This window comes from Streptosporangium vulgare, assembly GCF_042428775.1.
GTDB classification, from domain to species: Bacteria; Actinomycetota; Actinomycetes; order Streptosporangiales; family Streptosporangiaceae; genus Streptosporangium; species Streptosporangium vulgare.
On record NZ_JBHMBS010000002.1, the window covers coordinates 425,729 to 444,744 of the forward strand.

General features: G+C 70.9%; 13 protein-coding genes. 3 read left to right on the plus strand and 10 right to left on the minus strand.

The window, feature by feature from the left end; all coding sequences use genetic code 11:
- Positions 1–114: 114 nt before the first annotated feature.
- Together ACFFRH_RS05970 and ACFFRH_RS05975 are read right to left on the minus strand one after the other, a co-directional pair.
- Positions 115–1,035: a DUF1996 domain-containing protein gene (locus tag ACFFRH_RS05970; protein WP_344749782.1), complete on the minus strand. Its 921-nt coding sequence runs from the start codon at positions 1,033–1,035 to the stop codon at positions 115–117.
- A 160-nt stretch (positions 1,036–1,195) separates the two neighbouring features.
- Complete coding sequence (locus tag ACFFRH_RS05975; RefSeq protein ID WP_386154848.1) at positions 1,196–2,950, minus strand: discoidin domain-containing protein; 1,755 nt, start codon at positions 2,948–2,950, stop codon at positions 1,196–1,198.
- 427 nt (positions 2,951–3,377) lie between these two features.
- Between ACFFRH_RS05975 and ACFFRH_RS05980 the strand changes: the two genes are divergently transcribed.
- Together ACFFRH_RS05980 and ACFFRH_RS05985 are read left to right on the plus strand one after the other, a co-directional pair.
- Positions 3,378–4,373, plus strand: a complete 996-nt coding sequence (locus ACFFRH_RS05980; protein WP_344749784.1) for a LacI family DNA-binding transcriptional regulator — start codon at positions 3,378–3,380, stop codon at positions 4,371–4,373.
- A gap of 913 nt (positions 4,374–5,286) precedes the next feature.
- Positions 5,287–5,580 carry a hypothetical protein gene (locus ACFFRH_RS05985; RefSeq protein ID WP_344749785.1) on the plus strand — a complete coding sequence of 98 codons (294 nt, stop codon included), beginning with the start codon at positions 5,287–5,289 and terminating at the stop codon, positions 5,578–5,580.
- Positions 5,581–7,320: 1,740 nt separating this feature from the next.
- Here the strand turns inward: ACFFRH_RS05985 and ACFFRH_RS05990 are convergent.
- The 3 genes from ACFFRH_RS05990 to ACFFRH_RS06000 form a co-directional block, all read right to left on the minus strand.
- On the minus strand, positions 7,321–7,722 hold the full coding sequence (locus ACFFRH_RS05990) for a hypothetical protein (protein ID WP_344749786.1): 402 nt from the start codon (positions 7,720–7,722) through the stop codon (positions 7,321–7,323).
- A gap of 169 nt (positions 7,723–7,891) precedes the next feature.
- Positions 7,892–9,415, minus strand: a complete 1,524-nt coding sequence (gene lysA, locus ACFFRH_RS05995; protein ID WP_344749787.1) for a diaminopimelate decarboxylase — start codon at positions 9,413–9,415, stop codon at positions 7,892–7,894.
- 355 nt (positions 9,416–9,770) lie between these two features.
- Positions 9,771–11,048: an aspartate aminotransferase type Ic gene (locus ACFFRH_RS06000; RefSeq protein ID WP_344749788.1), complete on the minus strand. Its 1,278-nt coding sequence runs from the start codon at positions 11,046–11,048 to the stop codon at positions 9,771–9,773.
- 216 nt (positions 11,049–11,264) lie between these two features.
- On the opposite strand from ACFFRH_RS06000, the gene ACFFRH_RS06005 reads away from it, so the two are divergent.
- Positions 11,265–12,176, plus strand: a complete 912-nt coding sequence (locus ACFFRH_RS06005) for a DUF4429 domain-containing protein (RefSeq protein ID WP_344749789.1) — start codon at positions 11,265–11,267, stop codon at positions 12,174–12,176.
- Between the two features lie 87 nt (positions 12,177–12,263).
- Here ACFFRH_RS06005 and ACFFRH_RS06010 read toward each other — a convergent pair whose 3' ends face one another.
- The 5 genes from ACFFRH_RS06010 to ACFFRH_RS06030 form a co-directional block, all read right to left on the minus strand.
- Complete coding sequence (locus ACFFRH_RS06010) at positions 12,264–12,986, minus strand: HNH endonuclease family protein (RefSeq protein ID WP_344749790.1); 723 nt, start codon at positions 12,984–12,986, stop codon at positions 12,264–12,266.
- Positions 12,987–13,187: 201 nt separating this feature from the next.
- Entirely contained in the window at positions 13,188–13,856 is a 669-nt protein-coding gene (locus ACFFRH_RS06015) for a response regulator (protein WP_344749791.1), read from the minus strand.
- A complete protein-coding gene (locus ACFFRH_RS06020; RefSeq protein WP_386154855.1) occupies positions 13,853–16,531 on the minus strand; it encodes a sensor histidine kinase in 2,679 nt (892 codons plus the stop codon). The genes ACFFRH_RS06015 and ACFFRH_RS06020 overlap by 4 nt, the downstream gene beginning before the upstream one ends.
- Positions 16,532–16,755: 224 nt before the next feature.
- Complete coding sequence (locus ACFFRH_RS06025) at positions 16,756–17,721, minus strand: magnesium transporter CorA family protein (protein WP_344749792.1); 966 nt, start codon at positions 17,719–17,721, stop codon at positions 16,756–16,758.
- A gap of 82 nt (positions 17,722–17,803) precedes the next feature.
- Positions 17,804–18,919, minus strand: coding sequence for an FAD-dependent oxidoreductase (locus ACFFRH_RS06030; protein ID WP_344749793.1), 1,116 nt, complete (start codon positions 18,917–18,919; stop codon positions 17,804–17,806).
- Positions 18,920–19,016: the final 97 nt, after the last annotated feature.

Below are 19,016 nucleotides of genomic sequence, written 5' to 3' on the forward strand. Positions count from 1 at the left end.
GGCTCCCGCACCGGTGCCGTCGAACGAGGTGCCGGATCGGCACACCGCCGTCAGGACGAGACGCCGGGCCGGCACACCGTTGTCAGGACGGGGTGCGAATCCGGCACTCCGGCGTCAGGACGGGGTGCCGTCCGCGCCGCACTTGATGACCGGGCGGATGCAGTCGCGCACGCGACGCTCCATCTCGGCCACCGGCCAGGCGTTGAAGAAGTCGCCGTGCATCGTGTATCCGGGACCTGACGCCAACCGGAAGTTGGCCGGATTCCCGTTCACCGGGTAGCGCAGCACCTGGCGCAGCTTCGGCACAGGCACCGGGTGCGAGGCCGGGCAGGCCTGGCCGACCGGGTAGGCCATGTGACTCTTGTGGTCGGCCGAGTCCAGGTCCCTGCCGTTCCAGCACTGCGGGAAGTCCAGGTAGGACTCCATCATGGTGCCCGCCGGACAGGTCACGAAGTCCTTGGACGGCGGGACGTGGCCGGCGTGCAGGCACGACCAGCGGGCGTTGCTGCTCGGGTCGTTGGGGCTGGTCGCCTTGGCGTTGCCCGCGACGATCCGCAGGCCCAGCGGGAGCGGCTGGGTCCTGGCGACGATGTCGTCGCGCACGCCCTCACCCAGGTAGTAGAACGTGGTGATGGTCGGCTCCACCGGGGTGTTGCCGTTGTAGAGGGTCGGCACCCAGTACGACGACAGGTCGGTGCGCGGGTTGCAGTTGCTGGGAGAGCTCTGCAGGGACGCGAGGGTCGTGTTGGCGTTGGTCGTGGTGCTGCCGAAGAAGCTGTGCATGTGCGACGCGCCGGGCATGTTCGGGAAGATGATCGGGTCGTCGGGCAGCCGGTGGCTGAACGGGCAGTCGGCGAGGAACTCCGCCACCCGTACGACCGCGGCGGACGAACTCCCCGCCTGGGCCTTCGACGTCGCGCTTGCCTGGGTGGTGTGGATGACGAGGGACGTGCCCAGGAGCGCCACTATCGCGGTCACCAGGGTCAGCGGGCGTAACCGGCGTCGTAGGCGGGCTGGGAAGAGTGCCGGGTGCATGGATGGACTCCTTTTTGGGGGGACTCCGGCCGTGAGGGCTCCGGTTCTGGGGAGGCCCCGGCACGGCCCGGGTGAGCCGTGCCGGAGCGGAGGGGGTTCTTGCAGGAGGGGGTTCTTGCAGGAGGGTTACGTGCGGGAGGGGATTACGTGCGCGAGGGGGTTACTTGTAGACGCGCACGTAGTCGACGAGCATCTGCTTGGGGAAGCCGGTGCTGGCGTCCGGCGGGCCGGGCCAGTCGCCGCCCACCGCGAGGTTGAGGATGATGTAGAACGGGTGGTCGAAGACCCACGGTCCACGCGTCGCCTCGACCTGCGCCTTGCTCAGGGTGAAGACCGTCCGCCCGTCCAGGGTGTAGACGATGCCCTTGCTGTCCCAGGTGGCGGCCCAGACGTGGAAGTCGTCGGAGAAGTCCGCGCCGTTGGGCAGCGTGTACGGGGTGCCGATGCCGCCGCCGCCGTTGTAGGCGGGGGCGTGGACGGTCGAGTAGGAGGTCTTGACGTCCTTGCCGAGCACCTCGAGGATGTCGATCTCCCCGTTGTACGGCCAGGGCCTGCCGGTGAGGAAGTCGGCGCCCATCATCCAGAACGCCGGCCACAGGCCGTTGCCCTTCGGGACCTTGACGCGGGCCTCGACCTTGCCGTAGGTGAAGGTGAACTTGCCGCCGGTGTTGATGCGCCCGGAGGTGTACTGGCAGGGGCCGCCGGGGCAGGACGATCCGGCGGTGGTCTCCTGCCGCGCCGTGATGACGAGGTTGCCGTTGCCGTCCATCGCGGTGTTCTCGGGCTTGTAGTACTCAAGCTCGTTGTTCGGGCCGGTTCCCGGGTCCTGGGTCCACTTGGCCGAGTCGGGCCTGGTGCCCGCGCCGCCGTTGAACTCGTCGCTCCAGACGAGCGTCGTCGGCGGGTTGGCCGGGTCCTGCGGGAGCGGCGGCGGCGTGATCGGGGCGCCACCGGTGCCCCAGACCTGGAACTCCCACAGCGAGTAGCCGTACGGGGTGGCACGCTGGGTGCCGTACATGCGCACGTAGCGGCCGGTGCCGTTGACGGTCAGCGTCTGCTTGAAGCCGGTGCCGGTGGTCGTGGAGTAGATCGGCGTCCAGGTGGTGTTGTTGTCCGAGACCTGGATCTGGAACGCCCTGGCGTAGGCCGGGTCCCACTGGAGGACGACCTGCTTGATCTGCGCGGTCGCGCCGAGGTCGACGGAGATCCAGCCCGGGTCGACCCAGCCGGTGGTGGAGCTGGTCGCCCAGCGGGAGGCGGGGTCGCGGTCGAACGCCCTGGCCGGGGTGCACTCCCAGCAGTTCCCGTCACTCTGGGAGGTGGAGGCCGCGCCGGGCCTGCCGTAGGACAGCAGCTTGAGCACGCCGGGGTCGGGATCGGGGGTGGGCGTCGGGGTCGGGGTCGGGGTGGGGTTGGTGTCCCCGATGGTCCCGTAGACCTGGAACTCCCAGAGCGAGTAGCCGTACTGGGTGGCGCGCTGGGTGCCGTACACGCGCACGTAGCGGCCGGTGCCGCTGACGGCCAGTGTCTGGTTGCCGCCGGTGGCGGTGGTCGTGGAGTGGATCGGCGTCCAGGTGGTGCCATTGGGCGAGGTCTGGATCTGGAAGGCCCTGCCGTAGGCGGCCTCCCAGTTCAGCGTCACCTGCGTGATGGTCGCGCTGGCGCCGAGGTCGACCTGGATCCACTGCGGGTCGCTGAACGCGCTGGACCAGCGGGTGCCCGCGTTGCCGTCGACGGCCGCGGACGCCGGGAAGGCCACGGTGCTCTCCGAGGACGAGGCGGTCGCCGTCTTGCCCTGGGAGAGGAGTGCGTCGGCGGCGGCCGCGGGCATGATCGCGAGACAGGACGTGACGAGGGTGACGGCCGCGGCTATCAGCAGGGCCATGCGGCGGCCGGGACTTCGGGACGAGGGCATCGCGTCTCCTCGGGGGTGGGGGGTGCGTACCGGTATCGAGTCGGGGAGCGCTCTCTCAACCAGAGATTGCTCTTGTCCGACAGGAGCTGTCAAGTGTCCGTTTAACCAGGACGAAACGGCCTACACATGATCCGGCAATCAACCGCACATCTCAGGGAGCGCTCCCGGACAATCGCTTGCATCGTTACAACGAGCTGTGAGCTGGGGCTAAGAAGATCCTCTCCAGGGAGCGCTTTCCCGGCTTTCTCCCGCCGATCGGCGCGGGGGAAAATCCGGCTCGGTTCCGGGCATTGACAGAAACCTCCCTTCCGGTCACCCTTTGTGAGGGAGCGCTCTCTTCATGATCACCGACTAAGCTTGGGAAAGGGTGGGACCGCACGTTCAGGCACCACCGGTCAGGCGGCGGCACGAACTGCGGGAGAACCACATGAGACGACCCACCCTGGAGGCTGTCGCCACCCGGGCCGGCGTGTCCAAGTCAACGGTCTCCAGGGTGGTGAACGGCGAGCCGACGGTCGCCTCCGACATCCGCGACCTCGTCATGCGGGCGGTGAACGACCTGGGCTACACCCCCAACCCCGCGGCGCGCAGCCTGGTGACCCGGCGCACCGACTCCATCGCGGTCATCGTCTCCGACCCGTCGTCCGGACTCGTCTCCGACGACCCGATGTTCTCCACCGTCGTACGCGCGGCCAGCCGCGAGTTCGAGGCGGCGGGCAAGCAGGTCGTGCTCGTGCTCGCGGGCTCCGACGACGCCCGCGTGCGGGCCCGGCAGTTCGTGGCCGCCCGCCACGTGGACGGGGTCATGCTCGTGTCGATGCACGGCGCCGACCCCCTGCCGTCGGCGCTCGCCGCCACGGGCGTCCCCCTCGTCTCCCACGGCAGGCCCGCCTTCCGGCTGGACGTGCCGTGGGTCGACAACGACAACACCGGCGGGGCCGCCCAGGCGGTGCGGCACCTGCTGGAACGGGGGCGGCGCCGGATCGCCACGATCTCCGGCCCGCTGGACATGTCCGCCGCCCAGGACAGGATCGGCGCCTACCGCGAGGTTTTGAGCGAGACCGGCCGTCGCTCGATCGTGGCCATCGGCGACTTCACCCGGATCTCCGGGGCCGAGGCCATGGCGCAGCTGCTCGAGGACGATCCCGCGCTGGACGCGGTGTTCGCCGCCAACGACCTGATGGCGATCGGCGCCATGCGGGCACTGCGCCGGGCGGGCCGGCGGGTGCCCGACGACGTGGCGGTGGTGGGGTACGACGACATCGAGGCGGCCCTCTACACCGACCCCCCGCTCACCACGGTACGCAGCCCCATGGGCGAGCAGGCCGCCGCCTCGGCCCGCCTGCTGCTCGGCCTGCTGAGAGGCGAGCCCGCGCCCCCGGTGATCCTCCCGACCCAGCTCGTGGTGCGGGAGTCCAGCTAGCCGGTAGTGCGGGCGGAGAACGCGGCGGGCGGCCGGTTCGGTCCCGGCGGCGCGAGAGCACCGGAAGGCGTCGGATGACGCATCGAAAAAGAGCAATAAAAACCGCATGACCCGCATGTGGTCAATTTTTCGAGCAATCACTCAAAAGAATCCGGACAGACAAAAAACAGCCCTTGTCTCGAATGCGTGAACCCAGGGGACGATCACTCACGGAGAACACGTGGCGAGAAAACCAATTAATTTGGACATGTTCCCCTAATTGACGAATCCGTTTAACCCTCGTTAACGGGAGTCGTGCTTTGCCGTGTCGATCATCGGGTAACTCCTGCTTGCCGCCACTATCGCGGTTCGAGCAATCCACCTCCCTTGAATCACAAAAGACATGGAATGCGATGACTTCTAGCGGTAGAAGTCGGGCTCAAATTACCAGTTCCGGCAAACGCGTTCGAAACCGGTCCGCCGCGACAACGATCAGCGCTGTTCTGGCTTTTTCCTGTCAGACTCCGGCTGACGCCGTCCCCGACATCACGGGAATTCCTTTCCTCAACGCGAGGATCGTCGGCGACGAGACCGCACCTGTTCGCGAGGTGACCGGAAGGTGCGACCGTTCGCGCGTCCATGGGGTGGGAGCCGCCAAGCGGAAGAAGTGCGGGTGCGGGAGAAGTCGCTGCTGTTGCCGTGACGGTCGTGATGGCCGCGACGGTGAGGACGGCCTGCCGGGAATCGGGCTGCGCGGCCCCGCCGGTCCGGCCCCGCAGGGCCGACAGGACCAGCGGGCCCTGCTGGGGCCACGGGAGCCACGAGACCGGCAGGAGCGGACGGCGCTACCGGACCAGCAGGGCCGACAGGACCAGCAGGGCCGACAGGACCAGCAGGGCCGACAGGACCAGCAGGGCCGACAGGACCTATCGGCTTGACCGGGGCTACCGGACCCGCGGGGCCGAGCACCCTGGTCACCAGGCAGGTCTCCGCGGGGACGCCGACTCCCGTTCCGGCCGACACGACGGTGACCGTTCTCGGCGGCATATGCCCCGTGGGCACGCTCGCCGTCGCCGGGGAATGGAGTGGCAGTGCCCTGGGGGTCAACATAACGGCCTCCGAGTCGGTGGTCGGCAACCGGTGGAGCGTCACATTCGCCAACGGCGGAGCGCTCGAACCCACCGTTCACACCAAAGTCCTCGCGGCACCCGAGAAGCCTAAATTGTGACCATTTACTACAGGGCAACAGATCCCTGGAGAACACGGTTTTCGAGCTCGACAACCTGGACAGATCCCCGCCGTTGACGAATCCGTTTAACCCTCGTTAACGGCGGTTGCGCTTTGCCGTGTCGATCATCGGGTAACTCCTGCTTGCCGCCACCGTCGCGGTTCAAGCAATCCGATTCCCTGGAATCACAAAAGACATGGAATGCGATGACTTCTAGCGGTAGAAGACGGGCTCAAATTATTAATTCCGGCAAACGTGCTCGAAACTGGTCCGTAGCGACAACAGCAATCGGTGCCGTCCTGGCGCTTTCCTGCCAGCCACCGGCCAACGCCGTAACCGACACCACAGGCATCATTCCCCTCAACGCGCGGGACACCGGCGGCGAGACCCTTCCGGCTTGGAGGGTGACCGGCCCGCTGGACGATGCGCGCGTGTCCCTGATGAGACCTCTCAGGCGGGGAGACTGCAAGTGCCAGGGGAAGAACTGCGCGTGTGATCGTGACCGTCCCGGCAAGCACAACCGTGCCGGCGGAAAGAGCAGGGAAGGCCGCGACAGCGGAAGGAAATCGCCGAATCCCGGACTGTCGGCGGAGTCCGCAGACCCGGCGAACCGGGCGAATCCAGCAAATGCGGCGGATCCGGCGAAACCGGCCGAGACGAGCCTTCCGGACGGCCCGCTCGAGTTGATGGGACCGGCGGGCCCCGAAGGACCGGCAGGCCCGCCGGGTCCCATGGGGGCGGCGGGTCCGGCCGGACCGATGGGAGCGACGGGACCGAAGGGTGACACCGGTGCCCCCGGCGCACCGGGGGCACCGGGTCCTGCGGGCGCGCTGGGCCCCATGGGCGCCACAGGCGCCACGGGCCCGATCGGGCCGATCGGGCCCGTCGGCCCGATCGGACCGACCGGAGCCGACGGACTCACAGGACCGATCGGGCCGGAAGGACCGGCAGGACCGATCGGCCCCGCGGGACCGGCAGGACCGATCGGACCGGAGGGACCGGCAGGACCCGCCGGTCCCGCGGGCCCCACCGGTGGCCCCGGGCCCGCGGGCGCGGACGGCGCGGCGGGACCCGCCGGTCCCGCGGGCGAACCCGGCGCCACCGGACCGGTGGGACCGACCGGCGCCACGGGAGCCGCGGGCGCGCCTGGCGCACCCGGTCCGGCGGGACCCGTCGGCCCCGCGGGCCCCGCGGCGCCGACATCCGCCGTGTCCGTGGCGTACCTGCATCTCGAACCGATCACCGCGTCGGTTCGGAGCGACGGGACGACACGGATCCGCGACCCGCGAACGAGTCCACGCTGGCACGACCTTTCGACGATTCCCAGCCATCCCGTCAATGTGGTGGACGTCGCGGCGACGGTCCTTCAGGACGGCGCCCTTCCGTACCTTCACCTCACGGTTCAGAACTCGGCCGGCCAGGTCTCCTGGACGAAGTGCCTGCTTGGCCGCCCGGTTCCGGTGACGGGGGGCTTCTACGCTCCGGGAACGCCTCTCGGGCCTCCCGCGTACCCCGCCAACTGCGACAAATTCACCAGCGAGACACCGCCGACCCAAATTCGCGCGAAGCCTGACCGGACAGCCCTGACCTGACAGCGGAGAATGCCGTGCCCGGCTCCGGCCGGGCACGGCAGGGGAACCGTTCCGGAGGGCGGTCGCGGATCATGTGGACCACACACCCCTCGGAACGTGCGGTGCGTGTCAGTGTGGACCACAGGCCCCTCGGACCGTGTGGTGCGTGTCAGTTCCGGACGAGGACCAGCCGCGAGGGGTCTTCTCCGGCCAACGGGACGCGGAGCCTGCGTCTGGCGGCGACCGCCCGGTACGCGGCGGCGCACGCGTTCGCGCCCAGCGCGACGACGACGAGCAGGCCGAGGCGGAGCAGGTCCGGTCTGCCGAAGCTGAGCTCCCCGGCACCGTTGACCAGGAATCCGGTGCAGAAGAACCACGCCATGACGGCCGTGGCCAGCGCGACCCCGGCGCGGACCCCGCAGGCGGCGTAGGCGCACACCGCGATCGCCATGATCAGCACACGGCCGGTGACCTCCGCCGGGGCGAGGAACAGCGAGGCGGTCGCGGCCGTGGCGACGACGGTGACGAACCCTCCGGTGAGCGAGAATCCCACCGGTTCGGTGCCGAACACCGCGACCACCCCTTTCGCAAAGCTGACATCTGTTGCGGAGCAGACATTTGCCGGGGCAGATCTCTGCCCCTCCATGAAACCCCGGGAAACGCTCGCGGGCCAATGTCGATATGTTTTCTTCACCCTTTCCCTACGCTCATTTACGCCGTTCTCACCCGCCGCCGACCTCCTACAGGCCCACGTCGCGGCGCATCAGGTCCTGCTCCATCTCCCTGCGGACGAGCAGCCTCGCCCGGCCGTCGCGCACGGCGACGACCGGGGGCCGGCCCATGAGGTTGTAGGTCGACGCCATCGAGTGGTGGTACGCCCCGGTGGCCGCCAGCGCGACGAGGTCGCCCGGCCGCAGGTCGGCGGGGAGCGGGACGTCCTCCGCGATCGTGTCACCCGTCTCGCAGTGGTGGCCGACGACCGTGAACGGGCGCGGCCCCTCGCGGGAAACGCGCCCGGCGAGCCGTACGGTGTAGCGCGACCCGTACAGGGCCGGGCGAGGGTTGTCGCTCATCCCGCCGTCGACGGCGACGAACGTCCGCGAGCCCCCGCGCTTGACCGCGACGACACGGTAGAGCGTGGTCCCGGCGGTACCGGCGATCGCCCGGCCGGGTTCCACGATGAGCCGGGGCACGGGCAGGCCGAACCCGGCGGCCCGCTCCGTGATCGCGGTGACGACCGCGTCCGCGAAACGCTCCAGGCCGAGTCCCTCCGTACCCGGCAGGTAGGCGATGCCGTGCCCGCCGCCCAGGTCGAGCTCGGGCAGGACCACGCGGTGGGTGTCGCGGATCCGGGCCATCTCGCCGACCAGGATCCTGGCCGCCCGCTCGTACGGCTCGACGTCGTCGATCTGCGAGCCCAGGTGGCAGTGGAGCCCGGCCAGTTCGAGCCGGGGCTGGTTCAGGACCCTGGCCACGGCGTCCCCCGCGGCACCGCTCAGGACGGACAGGCCGAACTTCTGGTCCTCGCCCGCGGTACGGATCTTGGGGTGGGCGCCCGCCTCTATGTCGGGCGTCACCCGGACCAGCACCTTCTGGCGACGGTCGATCGGGACGAGCGCGGCGAGCCTGTTGATCTCGCCGACGTTGTCCACCACGATCCTGCCGACGCCCTCGTCCACCGCCCTGCGCAGCTCGGCCGGTGTCTTCGCGTTGCCGTGCATGATGATCCGCCTCGCGGGGAATCCGGCGGACCTGGCGACCGCCAGCTCGCCTCCCGAGCAGACGTCGAGGCTCACCCCCTCGGTCCGCATCCAGTCGGCCATCGCGCGGCAGAGGAACGCCTTGGCCGCGTACGCGATCTCGGCGTCCGGGAGCGCGGCCCGGTAGGCGCGGCAGCGCAGGCGCACGTCCGTCTCGTCGATCACGTAGCTGGGAGTGCCGAACCGGTGGGCGATCTCGGTGAGGGACACCCCGCCGATCGTGACGTCTCCCGTGGCCGTGACACGTGTGGTCGCCGACCACGGGGAGCCGGCGGCCTCGCCGGGCGAGGTCGCCCTTGGCCCGGGAGAAGCGGTCGTCCTTGGGCCGGGAGAAGTCCTTGGGCCGGGAGAAGCGATCGCCCCTCGTCCGGGAGAAGCGATCGCCCCTCGTCCGGGAGAAGCGGCCGCCCCTCGCCCCGGGAGTCCGGTGGCGGGGGCCGGGACCTCGGGACCCCGGCGGACGGGTAGCGGCAACGGGGTTTCACCCGCGTGCGAGACGCCCATGCTTCCTCCTGCTTTCGCGGCCCGGCCGGATGGCCGGACACAGGGGACGCTAGGTCGGCGAGGGGCGGATCGAACGGTTCGGGACGAGACCCTGACGCTCCCCCGCCCTAACCTGACACCTCCTTGACGGCCGGGCACGGAGCGTGAGGCCGGGAACGCGGAACGTCCCCCCGGCGCGACGAACCGGCCGAAGGGACGTTCGGGGCACTCGCCGACGGATCGGCGGGGGCCTGCGGAACCCGGTGCGCGACGGGCGCCCAACGGATCGGCGGATGCCCGACGGACCGGCGGGCGCCCGACGGACCGGCGGATGCCCGAGGGACCGGCCGATGCCCGAGGGGACGCCTGCGGGTGCCTAGCGGGCACTCTCCAGGAGCTTCTCGGTGGCGACGAGGCGCACGCAGGTGGCGAGGCCGGAGATGGCCAGCTCCAGCTCGTCGAGCTCGGGGTAGGTGGGGGCGATGCGGATGGTGCTGTCACGGGGATCCGTCGCGTACGGATGGGTGGCGCCCGCGGGGGTGAGGGCGATGCCCGCCTCTCCCGCCCGCCGCACCACCTCGCGCGCGCAGCCCTCCAGCACGTCGAGGCTGACGAAGTAGCCGCCCTCGGGGCTGGACCAGGTCGCCAGGCCGCTGCCGCCCAGCTCCTTCGTGAGGATCGTCTCGACCGCGTCGAACTTCGGCCGCAGCAGCTCCCGGTGGCGGCGCATGTGCTCGGCCAGGCCGTTCGCGTCGCGCAGGAACTCCACGTGGCGGAGATGGTTGAGCTTGTCGGGACCGATGGTGCCCTTGGCGGTGTTTCCGAGCAGCCAGGCCACGTTGGCGGGGGACGACCCGAAGAAGGAGACGCCGGAGCCGGCGAAGGTGATCTTCGAGGTGGAGCCGAAGACGAAGACGCGGTCGGGGTTGCCGTTCTCCGCGCACAGCGCCAGGACGTCGGCGATCTCCACGGGCGTGTCGGTCAGGTGGTGCACGGCGTAGGCGTTGTCCCAGAAGATCCGGAAGTCCGGGGCGGCGGCCGGCATCGCGGCCAGGCGCCGCACCGTCTCGTCACCGTAGGAGACACCGCTGGGGTTGCTGTACTTGGGCACGCACCAGATGCCCTTGACCTGGGGGTCGTCGAGCACGAGACGCTCCACGACGTCCATGTCCGGCCCCTCGGCGTTCATCGGCACCGGGATCAGCTCGATGCCGAACCGCTCGCACAGGGCGAAGTGGCGGTCGTACCCGGGGACCGGGCACAGGAACGCGATCCGCGGCTCGTCGGCCCAGCGGCGCTCGGCGCCGGGCAGCGTCCCGAGCAGGGCGTGGACGATCGAGTCGTGCATCAGCGAGAGGCTGGAGTTGCCGGCGGCGACGAGCTGGGCGGCGGGCACCTGCAGCGGGCCGCTGAAGATCTCCCTGAGCTCGGCCAGACCCTGGAGCCCGCCGTAGTTTCGGCAGTCGGTGCCATCCGCGGCGGTGTGACCGCCGGGCAGGTCCAGCAGTGCCTCGGAGAGGTCGAGCTGCCGCGCCGACGGCTTGCCCCGCGTCAGGTCGAGGGACAGACCGCGCCGGACGAGCGCGTCGTAGTCACGCTGGGCATCGTCTCGCCGGGCGGTCAGTTCGTCGATGGTGAGGGCCGGAGAGGTCACGGGAGTTCCTTCGCCTGCTGGTGATCGGCTCCGGAGGCGGTCGGCGACCGGCTGGGAAGACGGTTGTGGAGCGGCTCCGAAGGTGGCCTGGTCGACTTCGAAGAATAGAAGACCGCGCCGCCCGATCGGAAGCCGGGCCGTTCGCGTCGCGCCGCCCCTGACGATTCGACACCCGATCATGCGCGTCACGCGACCGGCTCACCATACGATCACCGTATGGCGGAGGTCATGGTGCGTGACGGAACCTGGACGTTCGACGGCGAGATCCTGCGGATCGTTCCCGGCCGCGACCGGAGCGTGAAGAAACTGCGGCAGTTGCTGGGCGAGGTGCGGGTGCCGCTGGAGGCGGTGGCCGGAATCGCCTACGAGCCCGGCCGGAAGGGCGGCAGGCTGCGGCTGCGGCTGCGCGAGGGCGCCGACCCGTTCAACCAGGCGGCGCTCGGGCGGATCGCCGACACCTCCGACCCCTACCAGCTGGTCGTGGACGCCGACCGCACCGGTGCCGCCGAGTACTTCGTCGACGAGGTGCGCAACGCGCTGGTGATCGAGCAGGTGCCGGACGGTCCCTCGGAGCGTTATCTCATGCCGGGCCCGGCGCTGCCCGTGGTGGTCCCGGCGGGTGACGGCACGGCGACGTTCGACGGCGAGTCGATCCGCCTCGAATGGAGCTGGTCGACGGAGGAGGGCAAGAAGTCGGCCGGTCCCCAGCGGATCGCGCTGAAGGACCTGAACGGCGTGGAGTGGTTCCCGACCTCGGGCCTGGAGAACGGCTATCTCCGCTTCCACGTGAAGGGCGCGGCACCGCACAAGCTCGCTCCCAAGCACGACCCGCACTGCCTGGTCCTGTGGGGCTTCGACAAGGAGACCCGCACGACGGCGCTGCTCGTCGCCGCGATCCTCGCCAGGCTGCCGCACCCCTCGGGCCCCCGGCTGTCCTCCGCCGCGGAGCCTCCAGCGATCGAGGCCACCGCGACATCCGCGGCACCCGCGGCACCCGCACCGTCCTCCGGCCACGACCCCGACTCGCTGCTGCGCCGCCTGCGCGAGCTCGGTGACCTGCACAAGGACGGCATCCTCACCGACGAGGAGTTCACCACCGCCAAACAGGCCCTGCTCCGCCGCTTCTGAGCGACACCCGCCTCCGACCGCGTCCCGCCTTCGTACGGCCCCGCCTTCGTACGGCCCCGCCTTCGAGCGGTCGTGCGCGTGCGAATGTCACCGGCACTGGGCGAGCATGACTCTCTTGTCCGCGCGGGTGACCGGCAGGTTGTATTTCAGGGCCACCTGGGCGAAGCGGACGACGTAGGCACAGCGGACCCTCCGTACGGGCGGGAGCCAGGACGCCGGTCCCGAGCCACCCTTGGCCTCGTTGGCGTCGCCGTACACCGGGAGGAGGTTGAGCGGGTCGTTGGCGATGCGCTTCCGCTTGGACAGCGGCCAGCGGGAGGCCCCCATCCGCCACTCGTAGGACAGCGGGACCACGTGGTCGACCTGGATCTCGTCGGAGCGCTTCTTGGTCCAGCGGACGATCCGGCCGGTGTAGGGATCGCGCAACTTCATGGAGACCACCACGCAGTCGGAGCCGCGGCGGTAGCGCACGTCCTCGCCGTCGCGGGCCAGCAGGTCGTCGCGGGTACGGCAGCCGTTGCGCGCGTACGGCACTCCCTTGGCGGTGTCGGCCCAGTTCTCGCCGAACCTGGTCCGGCTGTAGCCGGCCTTGGAACCCATCGGCCTGACCCGGAGCCTCCCGATCAGCCTGACGGCGGTGCCCCGGTCCCCGGTCGACCTGACGGGCGCCAGACCGGGACCCACGCCATCTGGATTGTCCAGCGGCGCGACCCGGGCCGGCGCGGCCCTCGCACGCGTGTCGTCGTGCGTCGACAGTGAGAAGAGCACCGCGGCGCCGAGCATCACGGTGACCACCCCCCGCGTGCTCACCCATGCCTCCAGAAGGGTCTACAGGCTCATGCTTGACCGATTCCCGGTAATCCCCTGGTTGACACGGGGGTGTCCGCTGGTTGAGACCGTACCCGGAGGGCGGCCGGTCAGGACGAAGGGTCCGGGGCGGGAAGCGGTCAGGACGGGAAGGTTCCAGGGCGGGAAGGGTTCAGGGCGGAAAGCGGCCAGGGCGGGAAGGGTTCAGGGCTGGAAGCGGTAGCCCATGCCCGGCTCGGTGAGCAGGTGGACCGGGTGGGCGGGGTCGCGCTCCAGTTTCTTGCGCATCTGGGCCATGTACTGGCGAAGGTAGTTGGTCTCCTTGCTGTAGGCGGCGCCCCAGACCTCGTTCAGCAGGCGGCGCTGGGTGATCAGCTTGCCGGGGTTGCGGACCAGGATCTCCAGCAGGCGCCACTCGGTGGGGGTGAGCCGCACGCCCCCGGAGACGGTCTTGCCCGCCAGGTCCACCTCGTGCTCGCCGATCACGAACCGGGCCGGTTCCTCCTCGGTGACCGAGGCGCGACGCGACACCGCGCGGATCCTGGCGAGCAGCTCGTCGACGCCGAACGGCTTGATGACGTAGTCGTCCGCGCCCGCGTCCAGGGCCTCCACCTTGTCGCGGCCCTCGGCCCGGCCGGACAGCACGATGATCGGGACGGTGGTCCAGCCGCGCAGCCCGTGGATGACGTCCACCCCGTCCATGTCGGGCAGGCCGAGGTCGAGCACGACCAGGTCGGGGTGCCGGTCGGCGGCCTGGCGCAGGGCGGCGGCTCCGTCGGCGGCCACGGCCACCTCGTACCCGCGGGCGGCCAGGTTGATCCGCAGCGCCCGCAGGAGCTGGGGTTCGTCGTCGACGACGAGGATGCGCGTCACGGGTCCTCCACGGGTACGGGCGCGGCCCGGTGCCGCGGGAAGACGGGCAGCGTCAGGACCATGGTGAGACCCCCGCCCGGTGTCTCGTCCGGTACGAGGGTGCCGCCCATCGCCTCCGCCAGCCCCCGGGAGAGCGCGAGGCCGAGACCGACACCGGTGGCGTTGTCACGGTCGCCCAGCCGCTGGAAGGGCATGAAGACCCGGTCTCGCGACTCCTCGGGGATGCCCGGCCCCCGGTCGACGACCCTGATCTCCACATGTTCGCCGCCGTCACCGTCACCGTCACCGCCGTCGCCTCCGTCTCCCATGCTCGCGCCGACCAGCACGGCGACGCCCGGCGGGCTGTAGCGGACGGCGTTGGAGACGAGGTTGACCAGTACGCGTTCGAGCAGCGCGGGGTCGGCGGCGATCTCGGGGAGATCCTCGGGCAGGCGGTTCAGCACCCGGTCGTACGGCGGCCCCAGCTCGTCGACGACCCGAGGGACGATGTCCTCAAGCGCCGTCGGCTGGAGCGTCAGCCCGAGCACTCCCGCCTGCAGGCGGCTCATGTCGAGTAGGTTCGCGACGAGGCGGTCCAGCTTGACCAGGGACTCGTCGGCCGTGGCGAGCAGTTCCGCCCTGTCCTCCGGCGACCAGTCGACGTCGGTGGCGCGCAGGCCCTCCACGGCGGCCTTCGCGGAGGCGAGCGGGGTGCGCAGGTCATGGCTGACGGCGGCGAGCAGCGCGGTGCGCATCCTGTCGGCCTCGGCGAGCGGGCGCAGCCGCTCCGCCTGCTCGGCGAGGCGCTGGTGGCGCAGCGCCACCGCCGCCTCCGCGGCGAACGCCTCCAGCACCCGGCGTCCGGACGTGCCGGGCAGCCACCCGCGTACGGCCAGGACCAGGTCGTCGTCGACGACCACGTCGGTGTCGGCGACGCCGGGACGGGTGGACGGCTCCCCACCCCCGGTCGCCACGATCCGCCAGCCGTCCGAACCATCCGAGCCGTCCAGACTTTCCGGGCCACCCGGACCGCCCGGACCAGACGCGCCGGACGAACCGGAGGAGCCGGAGGAGCCGCCCGGACCAGGCGGGGCGGGGGAGCCGTCGGGGCGGCGTTCCAGCAGGGTGACGGAGGCGAGCCCGAAGACCTCCCTGAGCCTGGAGAGCAGGGACGGCAGCGCCGCCTCGCCCCGCAGCACGTATCCGGCGAGGGTCGCCAGCACCTCGGCCTCCGCGCCCGCGAGGGCGGCCTCCCTCGCGCGGCGGGCCGCCAGGTCGACGACCGCGCTCACCATGACCGCTACCAGCACGTAGACGACCAGGGCGAGCAGGTTCTCCGGCCGGGTCACGGCCAGCGAGTGGAACGGCGGCGTGAAGTACCAGTTGAGGAGGGCGAAACCGGCCACCGCGGCGGTGATCGCGGGCCACATGCCACCGGCCAGCGCGACGCAGACCACCATCAGCAGGAACAGCAGTATCACGCTCGGCAGCGTCGCGTGACTCAACCCCAGGAGGACGGCGGTGAGCAGGGGGAGCCCGAGCAGCGCCGTCCCCCAACCGGCGAGCCTGCGGGAGCGGGTGAGCGCGGCGCGCGACGGGCCGCGTCCGCCGGGCCTCCCCGCCTCCTCGTGGGTGATCATGTGCACGTCGACGGTTCCCGAGGACGCGGCGGTGGTCACCCCGACCCCTCGGGAGAGGGTCCGCGCGAGCCACCCGCGCCGGGAGACCCCCAGCACCAGCTGCGTGGCGTTCACCCGCCGGGAGAAGTCCAGCAGCGCCCTCGGCACGTCGTCGCCCACCACCTGGTGGTAGCCGCCGCCCAGGCTCTCCACCAGCGCGCGCTGCCTGGCCAGGCGCGCCGGATCGGCGTTCGCCGGCCCGTCGGCCCTCGTCACGTGCACCGCCAGCAGGTCCGCCCGCGGGGACCTGGCCGCGATCCGCGCCGCCCGGCGCACCAGGGTCTCCCCCTCCGGGCCCCCCGCCAGCGCCACCACCACCCGCTCCCGGGTCTCCCACACCCCCGCGACACGGTGTTCCGAGCGGTAGTGACCGAGGCTGTCGCCGACCTCTCCCGCCACCCACAGCAGCGCGAGCTCGCGCAGCGCCGTCAGGTTGCCGAGCCGGAAGTACTTCGACAGGGCCGCGTCCACCCGCTCCGGCGCGTACACGTTGCCGTGCGCCATCCGGCGGCGCAACGCCTCCGGGGCCATGTCCACCAGCTCCACCTGCCCGTCCCGCCGCACCACCTCGTCGGGCAGCGTCTCGCGCTGGGCCACCCCGGTGATCTCCTCGACCGCGTCCGCGAGCGACTCCAGGTGCTGCACGTTGAGAGTGGAGACCACGTCGATCCCGGCCTCCAGGATCTCCTCCACGTCCTGCCAGCGCTTGGCGTTGCGCGAGCCCGGCACGTTGGTGTGGGCCAGCTCGTCGACCAGGACGACCTCCGGCCTCCTCGCGACGACGGCGTCCACGTCCAGCTCGCCGAACACGGCCCCCCGGTGCTCAACCGCCACCCGAGGGACGATCTCCATCCCCTCCAGCAGCCTCTCGACGCGCTCGCGGCCGTGTGTCTCCACCAGCCCGACCACCACGTCGGTGCCGCGCTCCCCGCGCCTGCGCCCCTCGGCCAGCATCGCGAAGGTCTTGCCCACCCCGGGGGCCGCCCCCAGGTAGACGCGCAGCCGTCCGCGTGCCATGTAGCTCGTCCCTCACCGATCGCCGATCCCTGCCGGATGCCGGGCAGGACCCGGCCGTTCTCCCCTGAGGCCAGGCTACGGCGGGCGGTCTCCCGGCCGATCAGGTGACCCGGCGGGCGGGGGACGGCGGGCGGTCTCCCAGCTGATCAGGTGACCGCGGGCAGGCTACGGCGGGCGGCCTTCCGGCCGATCAGGTGACCCGGCGGGCGGGGACGGCGACCGGGTCAGAGCCAGTTGCGCTTCTTGAACGCCCGGTAGAGCAGCACCGTGCCCACGATGATCAGGATCGTGGACGTCCAGAACCCGACCGACTGGGCGAACCCGGGGTAGGGCACGTTCTGCCCGTAGAAACCGGTGATCATCGTGGGCACCGCGATGATGGCCGCCCAGCTGGTGATCTTCTTCATGATGTCGTTGAGCCGGAACCCCTGCTGGTTCATGTGGGCCTCGCGGACGTTGCTCACCAGGTCCTGCAGGGACTCGCTCCACTCCGCGGTGCGCAGGGTGTGGTCGTAGATGTCCTGGTAGTACGGGATCAGCCTGGGATCCAGGACGTCCTCCCTGCGCAGCAGGCTGCCCACGACCTCGCGCGTCGGCACCGCCAGCCGCCGGAAGCGCACCAGCTTCTTGTGCATCTCGAAGGTCCGGCGCTGGATGTGCGGCATGTCCCCGGGATTGTCCTGGAAGAGATCGTCCTCCAGCTCCTCGACCCGGTCGTCCACCCCCTGCAGCACGTCGAAGTAGCCGTCCACGATGTAGTCGAGCAGGCCGTGCAGCAGGTACGGAACCCCGAACCTCACCATGGCGGCGTTGGCGTCCCAGCGCCTGATCACCTCGTCGATGTCGAACTCGGGGTTCTCCCGCACGGTGACCAGGGCGTTCTTGGTCGCGAAGATCGAGACCTCGATGAAGTCGATCCCGCTGTCCGCCAGCCTCGCCGCGTAGGTGGTGATGAACAGGTGGCTGTCGTAGGTGTCGAGCTTGGGGCGCTGGTGGCTGTGGAGCGCGTCCTCGACGGCGAGGGGGTGCAGGCCCAGCTCCTCGCTGATCTTCGCCAGGTCCGCCTGCGTGGGTGAGCAGAGGTCGAACCAGACGACGGCGGACTCGTCTCCCACGTGTTCGGAGATGTCGTCGATGGGAAAGCCCTCGGCCTCCAGGACGCCGTTGCGATACAGGCGGGTACGGTCCATGGGCGTCAACCCTAGACCTGCCGCGACAGGCCGGGAATCTCCGGGAGATCCCCATTTCCGCCCCCGAGACGACCGTAATCCCTCACGCCGCCGCGGAGGGGACCGGCCGCCCGGAACCGGCGGGCTCGGCGAGCAGACGGCGGATGTGCCGTACGGCGGTACGGCCCGCGCGGTTGGCGCCGACGGTGCTGGCGGAGGGGCCGTAGCCGACCAGGTGGACGCGGGGGTCGAGGACGGCCCGGGTGTCCTCGACCCGGATGCCGCCGCCGGGCTCGCGCAGGCGCAGCGGGGCGAGGTGGCCGATGACGGGCCGGAACCCGGTCGCCCAGAGGATCACGTCCGCCCTGACCAGACGGGCGGGCCCGCCGGGCCCCGCGTCCCAGGCCACGCCCTCGGGAGTGATCCTGTCGAACATCGGCAGCCGGTCGAGGAGACCCGACGCCATGGCGGCCTCCACCTGGGGGGTCAGCGGATAGCCGGTGGCCCCGACCACGCTGCCCGGTGTGAGCCCCGCCCGGACGCGGGCGTCGACCCTGGCGACGGCCTCGCGGCCGAGGTTCTCGTCGAACGGCCCCGTCCTGAAGGCGGGAGGGCGCCGGGTGACCCAGGTGGTCGTCGCCACCTCCGCGATCTCCATCAGGAGCTGGATGCCCGACGCCCCGGCGCCGACCACCACCACGCGCATGCCCGCGAACTCCTCGCGGCCCACGTAGTCGGCGGTGTGGAGCTGACGCCCCCGGAACGTCTCCTGGCCCGGATAGCGGGGCCAGAACGGGCGGTCCCAGGTGCCGGTGGCGTTCACCAGCGCGCGGGCCGACCAGTCACCGGCCCCGGTCTCCACCAGCAGCCGTCCTTCCGCGCCCTCCCGTACGGCCCGCACCTCGACCGGGCGGCGCACCGGCAGCTCGAAGGCCCGCTCGTAGGCGGCGAAGTATTCGGAGACGACCTCGGCCGAGGGCCGGGTCGTGTCGGCGGCGCCCATCGGCAGCCCTGGCAGGTCGTGCACGTGGTGGGTGGCGCCGAGGGTGAGGGACGGCCAGCGGAACTGCCACGCGCCGCCGGGCCGGGGGGAGCGGTCGAGCACCGTGAAGTCCAGTCCGGCCCGTCTCAGGAAGTAGGCGCTGGAGAGGCCCGCCTGCCCCGCTCCGATGACGACGACGTCGATGTTCGTGGCGTCCCGCGGCAGCTCGTCCTTCACATTCCCTGGCAACCATGGGGATCCGATGAATAATCCCGCTCGCCGAGGGCAGCAGTGACTGTCACAACAGCCAAAGCCTGAGGTGGTAGCCACATGA